The 16594-nt window shown below is 72.2% G+C and carries 9 protein-coding genes; 8 read left to right on the top strand and 1 reads right to left on the bottom strand.

Translation table 11 applies throughout. The features are described 5' to 3' along the window. Positions 1-59 precede the first annotated feature (59 nt). The 7 genes from J8403_RS09985 to J8403_RS09955 all read left to right on the top strand — a co-directional run bounded on the left by J8403_RS09985 (position 60) and on the right by J8403_RS09955 (position 14354). On the top strand, positions 60-1445 hold the full coding sequence (locus J8403_RS09985; RefSeq protein WP_343245278.1) for an NAD(P)/FAD-dependent oxidoreductase: 1386 nt from the start codon (positions 60-62) through the stop codon (positions 1443-1445). A gap of 137 nt (positions 1446-1582) precedes the next feature. After that, positions 1583-3133, top strand: coding sequence for an acyltransferase domain-containing protein (locus tag J8403_RS09980; protein WP_211122858.1), 1551 nt, complete (start codon positions 1583-1585; stop codon positions 3131-3133). Between the two features lie 39 nt (positions 3134-3172). After that, entirely contained in the window at positions 3173-9160 is a 5988-nt protein-coding gene (locus J8403_RS09975) for an SDR family oxidoreductase (protein WP_211122857.1), read from the top strand. Continuing rightward, positions 9157-11538 carry an SDR family NAD(P)-dependent oxidoreductase gene (locus J8403_RS09970; protein ID WP_211122856.1) on the top strand — a complete coding sequence of 794 codons (2382 nt, stop codon included), beginning with the start codon at positions 9157-9159 and terminating at the stop codon, positions 11536-11538. The genes J8403_RS09975 and J8403_RS09970 overlap by 4 nt, the downstream gene beginning before the upstream one ends. A 25-nt stretch (positions 11539-11563) precedes the next feature. Further along, a complete protein-coding gene (locus tag J8403_RS09965; protein WP_211122855.1) occupies positions 11564-12001 on the top strand; it encodes an ester cyclase in 438 nt (145 codons plus the stop codon). Further along, a complete protein-coding gene (locus tag J8403_RS09960; RefSeq protein WP_211122854.1) occupies positions 11998-12924 on the top strand; it encodes an SDR family NAD(P)-dependent oxidoreductase in 927 nt (308 codons plus the stop codon). The genes J8403_RS09965 and J8403_RS09960 overlap by 4 nt, the downstream gene beginning before the upstream one ends. Next, entirely contained in the window at positions 12921-14354 is a 1434-nt protein-coding gene (locus J8403_RS09955; RefSeq protein WP_211122853.1) for a cytochrome P450, read from the top strand. Before J8403_RS09960 ends, J8403_RS09955 begins: the two co-directional genes overlap by 4 nt. A gap of 135 nt (positions 14355-14489) precedes the next feature. Here the strand turns inward: J8403_RS09955 and J8403_RS09950 are convergent, their stop codons facing one another. Further along, positions 14490-14888 (bottom strand): hypothetical protein, encoded by a 399-nt coding sequence (locus J8403_RS09950; RefSeq protein ID WP_211122852.1) that lies wholly within the window; start codon positions 14886-14888, stop codon positions 14490-14492. Between the two features lie 744 nt (positions 14889-15632). Between J8403_RS09950 and J8403_RS09945 the strand changes: the two genes are divergently transcribed. Beyond that, positions 15633-16373 (top strand): TetR/AcrR family transcriptional regulator, encoded by a 741-nt coding sequence (locus J8403_RS09945; RefSeq protein ID WP_059144333.1) that lies wholly within the window; start codon positions 15633-15635, stop codon positions 16371-16373. Positions 16374-16594 lie beyond the last annotated feature (221 nt).

Raw genomic sequence — 16594 nt, 5'->3', positions numbered from 1 at the left:
GCGAAGACAGAGCGAAAAAGATGATCCACCGGTTCCCGGGCCCCGGGTGACCGCTGGGTATGGGGGTCGCTATGTACGACGTCATTGTGGTAGGAGCGCGCATCAGCGGGGCATCGACGGCGATGCTCCTGGCAAGAGCGGGATACCGGGTCCTTCTCCTGGACCGGGCCACATTCCCCGGCGGCAAGGGGGCCGCCACAAATCTGGTCCACCCCCCGGGAATTCTCCGGCTGAAGCGCTGGGGACTGCTGGACGAGGTGGCGGCCACCGGCTGCCCGCCCATCCACTCCTACGGTCTGCAGAGCGGACCCGTCCAGCTGATGGCCAAGCTGCCCGCCGTCGAGGGCGTGGCCGAGGCGTACTCCCCGGAGCGCGCCAAGCTGGACGAGATCCTGCTCGAGGCCGCCGTCAAGGCCGGGGCGGAGCTGCGGGAGCGGGTCGCCCTGCGCGAACTGCTGACGGACGGCCAGGGCACCGTCATCGGCGTCCGGGCCGAGACCGAGGACCGCACGCCCCTGGTCGAGCACGCCCGGCTGGTGGTGGGCGCCGACGGCTCCAACTCCACCGTCGCCAGGCTGGTGGGGGCCGAGAAGTACGACTCCCATCCGGTGCTCAACAAGAGCCACTGGTCGTACTGGGCCGATCTGCCGCACGACGGCAGGGTGCGCACCTACCGCCACCGCCACCAGCACGCCTTCACCTGGCCCACCCACGACGGGCTGACCATCGTCGGACTGGCCCTGCCGGTCAAGGACTTCAAGGCCTCCGGCGACGGGGAGCGGGACACCACGGTCGTCTCCGCCTTCGAGGACGTCGACCCCGAGTTCGCGGCGCGGCTGCGGGAGACCCGGCGCGTCGACAAGTGGATGACCGGCGCGGTCCCCAACTTCCTGCGCCACTGCCACGGCCCCGGCTGGGCCCTCGTCGGCGACGCGGGCTACACCCGCGACCCCATCACCGCCGCCGGTATCACCGACTCGCTGCGCGGTGCCGAACTGCTCGTGGAGGCCGTGGAGCCCGCCCTGTCCGGCGACCGTGACCTCGCCGCCGCGCTCGCCGACTACGCCCGGCGCCGGGACGCCCTGGTGGGCGGCCACTTCCGGTACACCCGCGACCACGCCGCGATCGGCGACTACAACCGCGAGGAGCTGGAGTTCATCCGGGCGATGGCACGCAGCCCGCACCACGGCAGCGGCATGGTCGGGATGTTCGCCACGATCGTCCCGCCCTCCGAGTTCTACTCCCCGGCCAATATCCACGCCCTCTTCGACCACATCCCGCCGGGACCGGAGCCGGGCTGGAAGATCCGGATGGTGCGCTGGCTCGTCCGCGGCGCCCCCCGGCATCTGCCCCCGGCGACCCGGCTCGCCGACCGGCTGATCGCCGCCAACCTGGGGAGCATGGGCACCTTCCTGCTCGACTCCCCGGCCGCCGGCGCCGCCTAGCCCGGCTCTCCCGCGGCACGCCCACACGGCGCGGCCGCGACCTCACAACACGGCCATCGGCCGCCCACAGCGCCGCGCCACCCGCGCGGGTGGCGCACCTCACGCACCGTCACCACCTCACTCATGGAGGCATCGGCATGTCCAGCAATCCGTCCACAGGCGTCACGACGGCCTTTCTCTTCCCCGGACAAGGCGGCTTCGACGGCGACGCGCTCCGCCGGGCCGAGGAGCTCCATCCCCAGATCGGCCGGGTCTTCGAGCGGCTCGACGCCGTGACCGAGGAGCTCTACGGCCGCCGCATCTCCGAGGTGCTCTTCGGCGAGCGCAAGGCCGATCTGCGCGACCTGCTCGACAACGACCCCTGGGCCTCCCAGGTCGCCATCTACGGCGCCGGCCTTGCCGCCTACGAGATCCTCGCCGCCCAGGGCGCCACCCCCGACGTCCTGGCCGGGCACAGCCTCGGCGAGATCACCGCCCTGGTGGCGGCCGGGGCCTTCTCGGTCGAGGACGGGGTCCGGATCGTCGCCCAGCGCGTCGCCGTGATCGAGCGGCAGGGCGGTGTCGACGGCCGCATGGTGGCCCTGGCCGCGAGCGCCGAGCGCACCCGCAAGCTGCTGGAGCTGGTGGACGAGCCGCTGCTGGCCGTCGCCACCGAGAACCACGACGAGCAGACCGTGGTCAGCGGCCCCGCCGGAATCCTGGACCGGGTCGTGGCGATCGCCGGACAGCTGGACGTCGGCGCCATCGAGATCGACACCCCCTTCCCCTTCCACACCCCGGCGCTCGCCCCCGCCGCCCCCGAGTTCGCCGCCTACGTACGGAAGCTGGACCAGCACCCGCTGAACCGCCCGGTCTACTCGCCGATCCTGCAGCGCTACTACGAGCCGGGCGATGTGCTCGCCGATCTGCTGGCCGAGCACTTCACCCGGCCGGTGCGGTTCGCCGCGGCCGTACGGCATCTGCGGGAGAGCGGCGCCGAGGTGTTCGTGGAGGCGGGCGGACGCGCCGCGCTCTCCAAGCTGGTCGCCAAGGTGACCGCCGGCTCCGAGGTGCGGTCGCTGCCCACGCTGGCCCTGACCGGCGGACGGCTCGCGCTCGACGGAACCCTCGAGGCGCTGCGCGAGGCCGGTCTGGCCGCGCCCGAGCGCGGCGGGCTCGCCGAGCTGCTGGCCCCCTCGGTGCCCTCCGACGTCTTCGCGGCGTACTGGAGCGAGCGCGGCCACATGGTGCTGGAGCTGGTCCGCACCGAACTGGACGCCTTCCGCAAGTCCGCCGAGGCCGGGCGCCCCGAGCCCGAGCACACCGCAGAGCCCGAGCCCGCCGACCAGGCCGCTCCCGAGCCCGCCCCGGCGGCCTCGTCCGCGTCGTCCGCCTCGTCCGCGTCCGGGCCGCGGCCGGAGGAGTACGACCGCGAGCGGCTCTTCGACGAGCTGCGGACCCTCTACGCCGAGGCGCTCGAATACCCCGAGGACGTCTTCGAGGACGAGGTGCAGCTGGAGGCCGAGCTGGGAGTCGACTCCGTCAAGCAGGTCGAACTCCTGTCCAGGGTCTCCAGTCGTTACGGGCTGCCGCCGCGCGAGTCCGGCTTCCGGCTGGCCACCTACAACACCATGGGCAAGATCACCGACTTTGTGCTGCAGCAGATGAACGACCAGGGGGCCCATGCGCCCGCCTCCGCCACGGGCTGAAGCGCCCACCCCCTCGTCGCAGAAGGAGTCAGTCGTTCCATGAATGACCTCACGGGGAAGGTGGCCCTGGTCACCGGAGGTTCCAAGGGCGTGGGAAAGGCGATCGCCCAGACCCTCGCGGCCCGCGGCGCCGACATCGTCCTCAACTATTTCCACTCGCACGACCAGGCCAAGCGCACCAGGGACGAACTGGTGGCAACCGGCGCCCGGGTCCAGCTCGCACGGGCCTCGGTGGCCCGGCAGGAGCAGGTCGACCGGATGTTCGCCGAGATCGAGGAGCGCCACGGGCGGCTGGACATCCTGGTCAACAGCGCCGCCAACGGGGCCCTGCTGCCCCTGGCCGAGGTGACCGACGAGGACATCGCCAAGGCCATCGACACCAACTACAAGGGGGGACTGCGCTGCGCCCGCGGCGCGGCCCCGCTGATGGCGCGCACCGGCGGCGGGTCGATCGTCACCGTCTCGGCGCTCGGCGGCTCGCAGATGGTGATGGCCAACTACTCGGCCTGCGCCCCCGCCAAGGCGGCCGCCGAGGCGGCGACCCGCTATCTCGCCGTGGAGTTCGCCCCGCTCGGCATCCGGGTGAACACCGCCTCGGCCGCCATGCTCGAAAGCGATGTCGCGGACAAGTTCCCCCGGGCCCGGGAGATGCAGGAGGTGATCGCCAGGGCGACGCCCTTCGGACGGCTGGGCACCGCCGAGGAGTTCGCCGACGTCGTCGCCTTCCTGGCCTCCGACGCCTCGCGGTGGATCACCGGACAGGTGGTGCTCGCGGACGGGGGACTGACGCTGGGCGCCGCCCTCCTGTCCCCGCCCGCCGCCGCTCCCGTACGGGAAGAGGCCGCACCGGAGCCGGAGCCCGCACGCCCCCAGGCCGCCCCGGCCGCCGTCACCGAGCCCGCCGTCACCGAGCCCGCCGTCACCGAGGTCGCCGTCACCGAGCCCGTGGACGCGACCGGCCCCGATCTGCCCCCCGATGTCCCCGACGACGCGATCGCCGTCGTCGGCATGGGCCTGGCGGTCGCCGGGGCGAACAGCCCCGAGGAGTTCTGGAAGCTCCGTACGACCGGTGACGAGCTGTTCGTCAAGATCCCCCGGGACCGCTGGCGGCATGAGAACTTCCACGCCGTCGACACCGCCGCCGAGGACAAGGCGTACGCCGACCGCTGCGTCTTCATCACCGACTTCGAGGCCGCCCCCGGCTCGGTCGACAGCATGGCCGACGGCGCGGACGACCACGAGCTGACCACCATGTGGCTGCGCCACAGCCTGGTCCAGGCCCTGGACGGGGTGCGCCACCAGGACACCGACCGCTGCTCCTTCGTCGTCGGCTACACCCCCGACGGCAGCCAGCACCTCGAAGAGGCCGGGGTGCTGGACAGCGTCACCCGGATGACCCAGGACATCCTCCGGGACCTGCCGCTGGAGGACGGCGAGCGCACCACCCTCGGCGGCGACATCGAGGCGGCCCTGGCCCGCCGCTACTGGCGGGCCGGCCAGGACCGCTCGCGCTTTCTGCCGCACCGCGTCGGCGAGCTGGCGATGCGCGGACTGCTGCCGCCCTCCACCGAGCTGCACATGGTGGACACCGCCTGCTCCTCCTCCCTGTACGCGATCGACATCGCCGCCAAGGGCCTGCTCATGGGCAAGCAGGACATCGCGGTCTGCGGTGGCGCCTTCGCGCTCGCGCCGCGCGGCACCGTGCTCTTCTCCAAGCTGCAGGGGCTCTCCAAGCGCGGTGAGGTGCACGCGCTCGACGAGGACGCCGACGGGGTGATCTTCGCCGACGGCGCCGCGCTGGTCGTCCTCAAGCGGCTGAGCCGGGCGCGGGCCGACGGGGACGAGGTGCTCGGGGTGCTCCGGGCGTTCGGCTCGTCCTCCGACGGCAAGGGCAAGGCCATCTACGCGCCCAACGCCGCGGGCCAGAGCCTGGCGGTCCGGCGCGCCCTGGAGGCGGGCGAGGTCGAGGGCCCCGCGGTGAGCTGGGTCAACGCCCACGCCACCGGCACCCCGGCCGGTGACCTCGCCGAGTTCACCACGCTGCGGGAGTACTACGGTACCGCCGGACCGGCCCAGGTCACCTCCAACAAGTCCCTGATCGGCCACACCGGCTGGGCGGCGGGCGTGGTCTCGCTCATCGAGAACCTGCTGGGCCTGGCCGAGCACACCATCCCCGGTCAGTTCCGCTTCTCCCGGCCCCGCGAGGACTTCCGGCTCGACGAAACCGGTCTGGAGATCACCCCCGAGCACAAGGAGTGGCCGGGGAAGCCGGAGGGCCCGCGGCTGGCCGCGGTGTCCGGGTTCGGCTTCGGCGGCACCAACGCCCATCTGATCGTCTCCGAGCACCGGCCGCGCCCCGCCGCCGCGAACGCCACCGCCACCGACCGGGCCCCGGCGACCGTCACCAAGGTCCCCGACCCCGGCAGCCGGGTGGCGATCGTCGGCTGGTCGGCCCATCTGCCGGGGCTGGCGGGCCGCGAGGACGTCACCCGCTGGCTGGGCGGCGGTCCGCGCCCCCGGGACAGCTTCGGCGAGGAGTACCCGGCGCCGCCGTTCAACAAGGTCCGGCTGCCTCCCAAGACCATCCGGGCCCTGGACCGCTGCCAGCTGATGATCGTGGAGTGCGCCCATCAACTCCGCGACCAGATGCCGGACTTCTGGCAGGAGCGGGCGCTGAAGACCGGCGTGTTCGTGGGCCATATGGGCCCGACCCGCGCCGCGATGCTCTACGCCAACCGCTGCTATCTCGACGACATCGCCGAGGCCCTCGGCGAGCTGGGCTCCGATGCCCTGCCGGATGTGCTGGAGCGGCTCGGCGACCGCGTACGCGACATGATCCCGGAATCCAACGAGGACTCCTTCCCCGGTCAGATGCCCAACATCATCTCGGCCCGGGTGGCGAACTACTTCGACCTCAACGGCCCCAACATGACGATGGACTCCGGCTTCGCCTCCGCCGTCTCCTCCATCACCTCCGCGGGCCGCTATCTGCGCACCGGGGAGCTCGACTTCGCGCTCGCGGGCGGGATCAACGGCAACAGCCTCCCGGAGTACCGGACGCTGATCGGCGAGCTGCTGCCGCCGGAGGCCCAGGAACTCGCCGAGGGCGCCTTCCTGTTCGCCCTGACCACCGAGGAGCGGGCCCGCGCCGCGGGGCTCGAGGTGCTGGCGTACGTGGACGAGCCGCTCGGTGCCGTCGAGGCGGGGCGCGGCGAGGCCGCCCCGGACGAGATCCTGCTGTGCGGCGCGCCCGCCCCCGAGCACGCCCGCTATCTGGGCGCGGCCGGTGGTCTCGCCGTCCTCAAGGCGCTGCACCGGCCCTCGGGGAGCGTGGAGATCGCCACCGACGAGAGCGAGGGCGCCGCCGGGGCCCGGCTCCGGCTGACCATCCCGGGGACCGGTGAGGACGCCGGGCCCGCCGAGGCGGTCCCGGCCGCGCTGCCCGCCGCGTTCGCCACCGACGGGCGGCTCGCGGACGGCACGCCCGTACGGGTCCGCCGCCAGGTGCCCGTCCTGACCGAGCTGCCCGCGCGCACCGTGCGCGAGCGCACCCCGTTCCTCCCCGCGGGCGCGGTGGTGCTCACCGACGCGCCCGAACTGCTCGCCGGTGCCGTGCCGCCGGAGGCGGACCTCACCGTCCTGTCCACGGCGCCGCTCGGGGCCCCGCGCCCCGGCTGGCAGCATCTGCCCGAGGTCACCGAGGAGTCGGTCCGCCGGGCGCTGTCCGGTGCGGGCCCCGGGGTCACCCACCTCAGGGTGGTGGGTGACCTCGGCCGGGCGGCCACGGACGGCCCCGCGCCCGCCCTCACCGCCCTGCACGACGCCGCCTATCTGACCCTCCAGCACCTCTACGACGACCTCGGCGACCCCGGCTCATCGGCCGTGGCGCTGCTGCTGGGCGCCACGCCCGGCGGCACCCCGCATCCCTACACCGGGCTCTTCACCGGGCTGTGGAAGACCGCGGCCCTGGAGCGCGACGCCTGCCTCGCCTTCACGCTCTGCACCTCCGCCACCGACCTCACCGAGGCCATCGCCCGGGCCGAGGAGGAGAGCGCGAACGAGCGGGTCTTCCCCGCGGTGTTCGACATCGACGGCGTGCGGAAGGGCCATCTGCTCTCCGACGAGCCGGCCGCCCCGGACGAGGGGGCGCCGGCCGCCCTCGGCCGGGACTCCGTGGTGGTGGTCGCCGGAGGCGCCCGGGGCATCACCGCCGAGGTGGTCAAGGCGGTCGCCGAGCACTTCCGGCCCCGGATCTACGTCCTCGGCAGCAACTCCCTGGACGACTGGCCGCCGGAGACCTATGAGGGCACCGACGAGGAGTTCGCCGCCCGCCGCGCCGGCTACATCAAGACGGAGATCGCCCGGCGCGACGGCCGCACCGTCGCCGACATCAACCGCGCCTTCGACCGCATGGTCAACGCCCGTTCGGCGCGCCGGAACCTGGACGAGATGGCCGCCCACAGCGGTCCCGGCCGGGTCACCTACCTCGCCTGCGACATGCGCGACGGCGACGCGGTGGACGGCGCGATCGGCCACGTCCTGGCCGAGCAGGGGCGGATCGACCTGCTGGTCAACGCCGCCGGGCTGCAGCGCTCGGGGCTGATCAAGGACAAGAGCTTCGCCGAGTTCACCGCCATCCGCGATCTGAAGCTGGACTCCTACCTCCACCTCAAGCGCGCCCTGCGCACCGCGCCGCCCCGGCTGTGGTGCAACTTCGGCTCGCTGCTGGGCTACTTCGGGCAGCTCGGGGAGGCCGACTACGCCGCGGCCAACGACTTCCTGGCCGCCGCCGCGACCCACACCCGGGCCACCGATGGGCGGACGGACGAGTTCACCATCGGCTGGACGCTGTGGGAAGGCGTCGGCATGGGCGCCAACGAGCTGACCAAGGCGTACTACGAACGCGCCGGGTCGTACAGCAACATGGCCATCGCCGAGGGCATCCACCACTTCGTCCAGGAGCTGCACGCCCCCGTGCGGCGCCCCTCCGTCGTCCACCTCGGCGAGGCCGAGCGCGCCACCGTGGAGCGCTTCTACCCGGGCTATCTGGCGACCACGGGCGAGGCGGAGCGGCCGGGGTTCTTCCTGCGCCGGCTGCTGGAGTCCGATGAGCGGTCGGTGGTCTACGAGTGCGCCTTCGACCTGGAGACCGACGGCTATCTGGAACACCACACGGTGCGCGGCGAGGCCACGCTGCCCGGCACGTTCGTCACCGAACTGGCCGCCGAGGCCGCCCGCGCCCTGGTCCCCGGCAAGCGGGTGATCGCCTTCGAGGATCTGCGCTTCGAGCACTTCCTGCGGGTCTACCGCGACCTCCCGGCCGGACCGCGGCGCATCCGCGCCGAGCTGGTCGACAGCCCCGGCGAGGTGACCGTCGTCCAGGTGCGGATCACCGAGGACGTGGTGGCGCCCAGCGGTGTGGTCCTGGTCAAGGACCGGGTGCACTTCCTGGCCCGGGTGCTGCTGGACACCGAGGCGCCCACCGCGCCGCGCTGGGAGGAGTGGCCGGCGGGGGAGGAGACCCCGGTCCCCGATCCGTACCACCAGCCCGGCTCCCCGGTGCGGCTGACCGGCCCGTTCGTCTCCACCACCGACACCCGGATCCACCCCCGCGGCAAGCGCGCCCGCTACGCCCCCGACATCCCGGCCGGCGACCCGGTGTGGTCCCGGTTCACCGTGCCGTCCATCCTGCTCGACGGGCTGGCCCGGGTGGGGGTGCTGGATCTGGTCGACGGGCATCTGGTGCCGGTGGCGGCGCCGCTGTCGATCCGCCGGATCGATCTGTACGAGGAGATCAGCGACCACGATCTGGCCGCCTCCGGCGAGGCCGTCGACCTGTTCGTCACCCCGCCCGGCTTCGATCTGACGGCCGACGCCATCAGCAACCGCTTCGTCGCGGTGCGGCCCGACGGCCGGATGCTCCTGCAGATGAAGGACATGCGGGCCACCCTCATCGGCTACATCGACGCCGAGACCGGCGAGGCCGTCCCGCTCGAAGAGGCAGCGGCGGGGGAGGACCGGACATGACCGTGGCCGAGGACGGCGGGCCGGTCCAGCCGGTGACCCGGATGGTGTGGCGGCTCACCGAGCTGCCACCCCTCGCCGGGCCGCACCCCCGGCTCGCCGGGATACGGGTGCTCTTGACAGGCGGCGAGGAGGACATCGCCGCCGGGGTGGAGCGCGAACTGAAGGAACACGGCGCGCTGGTGCGCCGGGAGCCGGACGGCCCCGGCCCCGTGGACGCCATCGTCGACCTCACCGTGGGCCGGACCCACGACCCGGACCCCGCCGCCTTCGCCGGGGCCTGGCGGGAGGCGCTGACCGAGACCGTGACCGCGCTGCGCGGCGTGTACGACGACTGGGCGGCGGAGACCGCCGCGGACCGGCTGTTCTATCTCGCCGTCAGCTATCTCGGCGGCGGGATGGGCCAGCATCCGCGGGACGGTCTGGAGCAGCCCCTGGGCGGCATCTGGGCGGGGCTCGCCAAGACCCTGCACCGGGAGTTCCCCAATGTGAACGCCCGCGTCGTCGACATCGACCTGGCCGCCTCCGCCGACCTGCCCGGCATCGTCGCCGCCGAGCTCGGCCGTACCGGCGAGATCGAGGTCGGCCACCGGGACGGCCGCCGGTTCACCCTCACCCCCGAGGACCGGCCCGTGGCCCCGCCCGCCCTCACCCTCGGCCCCGAGGACACCGTGCTGATCTCCGGCGGCGGCCGGGGCATCGGCTGGGAGCTGGCCCGCTCGCTGGCCGCCCGGCACGGCGTACGGGTCGTGGTCACCGGCCGGGAGCCGTTCCCGAGCGGGGACGAGCCCTGGTTCGGTGTGGACGAGGCCGGGTGGAAGCGGTACGAGAAGGAGGTCTGGGCGAGCCGTACGAAGGGCGAGTCGCCCGCGCGGACCCGGGCCCGGCTCGCCCGCACCCGCCGGCTGTGGGAGCTCGCCACCCATCTGACCCGCGCCCGGCGGGAGGGGCTGCGCATCGAGTACGCGCGCTGCGACTTCACCGACCGCGCCCAGGTGCGCGAGCTCGTCCGGCGCGAGGACGCGCTGGAGGGCGGCAGGCTCGCCGGAGTGGTGCACAACGCCGGAGTGGACACCTCCGCCCGGCTGCCGAAGAAGACCGACGAGGAGATCCTGCGCACCGTCGAGGTCAAGATCGAGGGCTTCCTCAACGTCTTCGAGGAGGTGCGCGACCGCGACCTGAAGTTCTTCTGCAGCGTCGGCTCCCTCACCGGACGCCTCGGCGGCATGGTCGGCCAGCTCGAATACGCCGCGGCCAACGACGGGCTGGCCCGGCTCGGCCAGTGGGCCGCCCGCCGGGCCGCGTTCCCCGTGATGACCCTCGCCTGGCCCACCTGGGACCGCATCGGACTGATCGCCAACTTCGCCGCCACCCTGCGCTACATGGCCGCGATCGACGTGGCGGACGGGCTGGAGCGCTGGCGGGCCGAACTGCTGGGGGCCTCCGAGGGCGAGGTCACCTTCGTCGGGCCACTCGGCCAGGCCATCGACCCCGGACAGGCCATCGGCTATCCGGTGGTGCCCGCGCTGCCCGGTTTCGCCACCGCCTATCCGAAGATCTTTCACCTCGGTGAGGTGACCGCCTACCAGCCGCACGCCCGGATGACGGCACGCGTCGTCCTCGACCCCGAACACACCCCCGCGCTCGGCGACTTCCGCATCGACGGCGTCCCCGCGCTGCCGCCCTCCCTCCTGCTGGAGAACGCCGTGCGGGCCGCCGAATGGATCGTCCCGGAGGACTTCCCGGCGCTCACGGCCGGTCTCCTGGAGGAGATCGTGGTGCCGCTGTCGCTGCTGCGCCTGGACGGCCCCGCGATCCGGCTGGTCCGCGAGGCCCGCGGCTTCCACGAGGGGCACAACTGGACCGTCGAGGTCCGCTACCGCCGGGAGGGGGCCGCGGACGGCCCCGAGGCGAGCCTGCGCATCGTCCACGAGACCGGCGCGCCACGGCCGCCCGCCCCGCCGAGCCCCACCGTCCGGCAGACCACCACCCTCCGCTCCGGCCCGCCGTTCCTGCACTGGCGCGGCGCCGTGGTGCCGCTGTGCGCATGGGGGGTGGAGCCGGCGGGCCGGCTGGTGGCCGAGGTCCCGCGCTGCCTGCCGGCCGACCTGTGGGCGACGCCCCTCGTACCCGGGACGGCCCTGCCGGTCGCCGCGCTGGAGAACGTGGTGCGGCGCCGCACCACCCAGGGCGACGGCCTCTCGGTCACCGCGGACCCGCTGGTCCTCGGCCGCATCACACCGCACTCCGCCGAGCGCGGACCCACCCGTATCGAGGGCGATCCCTCGCTCGGCGTCTGGCGGATCACCGACGCAGACTCCGGAGACCCCGTGGCGACCGTCTCGGGACTCTCCGGCCCGCTGGGAAACACCACGGAATAACACCACGGAAGAGAAAGGGAACCCCATGTCCACTCCCGAACAGAACAAGGCCGTCCTCGCGCGCTACTACGAGCAGTGCCTCAACAAGGGCAATCTGGACGTCATCTACGAGGGCGCCACCGAGGATCACATCAGCCACGGCACCGCCGAGAACGGCAAGGAAGGCGTGGAGCACCTGAAGGAGTGGGTGCGGCTGCAGCGCGCCTCCTTCCCCGACCTCCAGGTCACCGTGGACGACTGGATCCTGGACGGGAACAAGGTCGTCAGCCGGTTCACCGCACGCGGCACCCACACCGGCGACCCCTACGCGGGCATCATCCCGGCGCAGGGCCGCGCGCTGGAGATCCCCGGCATCGTCATCGACGAGTTCAACGACGAGGGCAAGATCGTGGAGAGCTGGTTCTCCATGGACAGCTACGACCTCGCCACCCAGCTCGGGGCGTTCGACGCGCCCCCCGCGTGACCGGCCGCTCGCCGGCCCCGGGCGCCGGGGCCGGCCTCCCGGTCCTCATCACCGGCTGCTCCTCCGGTATCGGCCGCGCGTGCGCGCTGCGGCTGCACCGGGCCGGGCATGCCGTATACGCCACCGCGCGGCGGCCCGAGACCCTCGATGAGCTCGCCGCGCTCGGCATCCGCACCCTGGCGCTCGACGTCACCGACGAGGAGTCGATGGCCACCGCGGTCGCCAAGGTCGAGGCGGAGCACGGCGCGGTCGGGGCGCTGGTCAACAGCGCCGGCTACGCCATGTCGGGCTGTATCGAGGAAGCCTCCATGGCCGAGGTGCGCGAGCAGTTCGAGACCAATGTGTACGGACTGGTCCGGCTCAGCCAGCTGGTGCTGCCCGCGATGCGCGCCCACGGCGGCGGCACCATCGTCAACATCTCCTCCATCTTCGGCCGTTACGCCGTCCCCGGCTCGGGCTTCTACAACGCCACCAAGCACGCCGTGGAGGCGCTCAGCGACTCCCTGCGCAACGAGGTGGCCGACTTCGGGGTGCGGGTCGTCCTCGTCGAGCCGGGACCGGTGCGCACCACCCGCTTCGGCGCCACCTACGTCGCCAATCTGCGGCCGGTGAGCCGGACGTACGAGACCTTCCGCCGGGAGAGCGCCGAGTACTTCGAGGCGATCTACACCGGCAGCCGCCGGACCCTGGCGGGCACCTTCGCGATCCAGTCCGACGACGTGGCCCGGCGGGTGGCGAAGGTGGTGGCCAAGGGCGCCCGCGGCTCCCGGCCGCGCGCCCGCTACCCCGTCGGACTCCTCGCCCACAGCACGATCGCCCTGCGGCGCCTTACGCCCGACGCCCTTTTCGACCATCTCTTCGTGCGCCGCCTCTTTCCGGTGCCCCGCGGGCCGCGGCCGCGAAAGCAAGGAGACCACCGATGACCACAGCGACCTCCGCACCGCGCCTGGCACCCGGCCCCAAGGGCGTCCCGCTGATGGGCAGTCTGGGCCCCTGGAAGCGGAACACCGCCGAATTCCTGCTCGGTCTGCAGCGCGACCACGGCGAGATCGTCCGGATGCGGCTCGGCCCCTTCCTGGTACACCAGGTGACCGAACCCGAGGCGGTGCGCCGGGTACTGGTGGAGAACAACGGCAACTACGTCCGCGGCCCGCTCTACGAGCAGTTCGGCGTGGTGATGGGCAAGGGACTGCTCACCACCGACGGCGAGTTCTGGCGCGCCCACCGGCGGGCGGTGCAGCCGGTCTTCCTCAAGAACGCCATCACCGACATCATCCCCAACATCATCCGGGCCACCGAGGAGATGCTGGAGACCTGGGAGGCGAAGGCCGCGGCCGGTGAGCCGGTCGACCTGATGACCGACATGCTGCGGCTGACCCTGGTCACCCTCAGCCGCTCGCTGTTCGCCTACGACATCAAGCCGGACTCGGCCATGCTCAAGACGATCGTGGACGATGTGGTGGAGGTGATGTTCCGGCGCGGCACCGCCACCGAGATGCTGCCCTCGTGGGTCCCGACGGACCGTCAGCGCAAGATCCTCAGGATCCACCGGGTCTTCGACCGCATCGTGGCCGATGTGCGCCGGAGCTACGCGGAGACGGGCGAGGGGCCGCTGATCGCGCTGATGGAGCAGGCCACCGACCCGGCCACCGGTGAGCCCTGGACCGATCAGCAGATCAAGGACGAGCTGCTCACCGTCTATCTGGCCGGCCATGAGACCACGGCCGTCTCCCTGTGCTGGACGCTGCTGTCGATCGCCGGCCACCCCGGCGTCCAGGAGGAGCTGGACGCCGAGATCGGCACGGTGCTCGGGGGCGGGCTGCCGGACGTGGCGAGCGCCGAGTCGCTCACGTACACCAAGATGGTCGTCGACGAGAGCCTGCGGATGCACCCGCCCATCTGGATCTTTCCGAGGGCGGCGGTGGACGCGGACACCCTCGGCGGCTATGACGTCGAACCGGGCTCCTCGGTGCTGCTGTCCCCGCTGGTCTCCCACCACAACCCGCGCCACTGGGACAACCCGCTGGCCTTCGACCCGTACCGGTTCACCCCGCAGGCCATCAAGGAGCGGCCGCGGATGGCGTACCTCCCGTTCGGCTCGGGACCCCGGCAGTGCGTCGGCAACTTCATGGCGCTGCTGGAGCTGCGCATCATCGTGGCCATGGTGAACCAGCGCTTCCGGATCAGCCGGATCCCGGGGACCGAGCTGAGGTACGGCTCGCCGGTGATCTCGCTGCGGCCGCTGCAGAACGTGATGGTCACGGTGACCCCGCGCGAGCGGAGCACCGCCGGGCCCCGTCCGTCCCGGCGGACCGCCCCCGCCGAACCCGCCGCCTGCCCCCACCACCCGTAGGCCCCGTCCGTCACCCGGATCCGGTCCGACCCACCCGTTGGTGGCGAACCCGCCCTTTTCCGTCTTCCGGAAGGCTGTACGGGTGGTAAAAAATCCGTAAACGCCTTGGGGGAGGGGGAGTTGGGACGCGCGCCGCTATGGGTGGTCGCCCGCCGCCGTGTGCTCCGCGGCCGTGGGGGAGAAGGAGGCGGGCGCGCACAAGGCGATGATCATGGTCGTGAGCCCCCCTTCCACCGCGGTCCGAAGGTGTAAGCGGAAGCTGAGTTCCGGGCCGCGAGGGACCCCGCCGCCTTCCTCGATTTCGCGCGGACGATCTCGCCCGGGATGCCGCGTCAGGAACGCGCGCGGAGTGAACTGCTGATCGAATGCGAACCGAACTGACGTGGTAAAGAAGGCGCCCGCACCGGAGGCGGGGAGCCATCGCGAGAGATCGTTATCGACGAGGCGCGGGCGCTTTTCGGGGAAAGCGCGTCCCGTCGTGATGTCGACGAGAAAAGAGGCGAGTCGCGGGAGGTCCCGAGGGGCGAGGTCCATGGGAACCACCCGGTCCGGGCTTCTCCGAGCCGACCTGGCCTCATCGCGAAAACGCACGGCCCGGCTGCCCGGATATGGGAGACAAGGGCGGTATCGCTCGTGGGGTAACCACCCTTGCTTCCGCCGCATCCTATTCGTACGGGCCGGACGGCGGGAGTGGATCGGCTCCGGGTGAACCGCGCGGCCGCGATCCCGTGTGACGGCGACATCCTCCGGCTGAGCCGCGGAAACCCCGGGACGGCCGAACGCCCCGGCGCCGCCGGCCGGAATGCCGCGACCCGTTTTCCCCCGGCGTTCGGCGCTCTCCCGGCGGACCGAAGTGGAAATCCACGGTGCCGACCGGTCGGTTTTCTCTCCGCTCCTGGTGGAACGGGTGGCACGGTCCGTTTCCCGGCATCCGCCGAGGCGGCGGAGAACTCAATCTCACCTCCGCTAAGAGCGTTTACCGCGAGGTGGCGCCGAGTGTGACGATCGATGATTCCCCGGCCGTTGCGAGAGCACTCCCGCACCTTCTCCCCGAATGAATGTCCGACGTATGTACGCACGCTCCCCCGCGTCGTCCGCTGACCCGGACGGTGGTCGCTGAGCCATCCGGCGGGGCAACCCCGCGGATCTGTGGCAGGGTCGGGGGACTAGCAGTTGAACCAGAGCCACTGTCACCGCCGCTGTTCACTAAACGGAGGCGCTGTATCGTGTGCGTGTACGCCGGGTTGTCGAGCGGCGCAGCATCAGGGAGGGGGACGCGTGTCGCCAGGGGAAGCGCACGTCGCACCGTACTCACGGCGCGAGCGCCTGCGCATCGCGACCATCCGTGAAATCAAGGACGTCGCCCGGACGCTCCTGGTTCAGGAGGGCCCGGAAAATGTGACCATCCGCGCCATCGCGCGTGAGATGGGCATGACCGCGCCGGCCGTCTACCGCTACTTCAGTAGTCGGGATGCGCTGATCCTTCAGCTGCGTGTGGACATTTTCGAGGAGATGGCCCGCTTCATGCGTGGGGTCCTCGGTCAGCATCCCGAGGAGGAGCCGGGCCGCCGGTGGATCAGCGGTGCCCGGGCGCTGCGCGTCTGGGCGATCAAGCACCCCCATGAGTTCGGGCTCATCCTCGGCCCGTGGGCCCCGGGGCTCGGCCGTGAGGAGACCAAGCCCGAGCGCCATATGAGCTGGGTCTTCGGCTCCGTCTTCTCCGATCTGGTCGCCGATCTGTGGCGGGTGCGCGGCTTCCCCGCCCCGGAGGTCGAGGAGCTCGACCCCGGCCTCGCGCGCACCCTCACCGCGCTCAGCGAGGACCAGGACGTCGACATGCCCCCCGGCGCCATCGCCGTGATGCTCCGCTGCTGGGTGCGGCTGTACGGAGTGATCTCCATGGAGGCGCTCGGCCATATGTCCTTCGCCCTCTCCGAGGGCCAGCACTTCTTCGAGTTCGAGCTCCGCGATCTGTGCCGGGTGCTGGACATCGCCGAGTTCTACGAAGAGGTCGTCTGAGGCCACGCGACGGCCCCCCGGGGACCGGCCCGGGGGCGTTCGCCGGTCACCCGCCCGGCGCCACATCGGAGGTCACATCGGGGTATCGCCCCGTACACGTGTACACCGAGAGGCGTAAGCTGTGGCAATCACCGTCCGGATCATGCCGGAGCCGTGCCGTTGTCCCCTGTTCGGGGGCCAGAGGCCGGAGCCCGTTGACAAGACGGAGCGGCGTGTCCGGA

This window comes from Streptomyces yatensis, assembly GCF_018069625.1.
Classification (GTDB): domain Bacteria; phylum Actinomycetota; class Actinomycetes; order Streptomycetales; family Streptomycetaceae; genus Streptomyces; species Streptomyces yatensis.
The sequence above is the reverse complement of the archived record's forward strand: the minus strand, read 5'-3'. Positions and strand labels throughout refer to the sequence as shown.

Bases quoted from the DNA above. Each gene is read 5' to 3' on its own strand.
- J8403_RS09985 (WP_343245278.1), top strand. From the start codon at position 60: ATGGGGGTCGCTATGTACGACGTCATTGTGGTAGGAGCGCGCATCAGC.
- J8403_RS09970 (WP_211122856.1), top strand. From the start codon at position 9,157: ATGACCGTGGCCGAGGACGGCGGGCCGGTCCAGCCGGTGACCCGGATG.
- J8403_RS09955 (WP_211122853.1), top strand. From the start codon at position 12,921: ATGACCACAGCGACCTCCGCACCGCGCCTGGCACCCGGCCCCAAGGGC.
- J8403_RS09980 (WP_211122858.1), top strand. From the start codon at position 1,583: ATGTCCAGCAATCCGTCCACAGGCGTCACGACGGCCTTTCTCTTCCCC.
- J8403_RS09975 (WP_211122857.1), top strand. From the start codon at position 3,173: ATGAATGACCTCACGGGGAAGGTGGCCCTGGTCACCGGAGGTTCCAAG.
- J8403_RS09950 (WP_211122852.1), bottom strand. From the start codon at position 14,888: ATGGACCTCGCCCCTCGGGACCTCCCGCGACTCGCCTCTTTTCTCGTC.
- J8403_RS09965 (WP_211122855.1), top strand. From the start codon at position 11,564: ATGTCCACTCCCGAACAGAACAAGGCCGTCCTCGCGCGCTACTACGAG.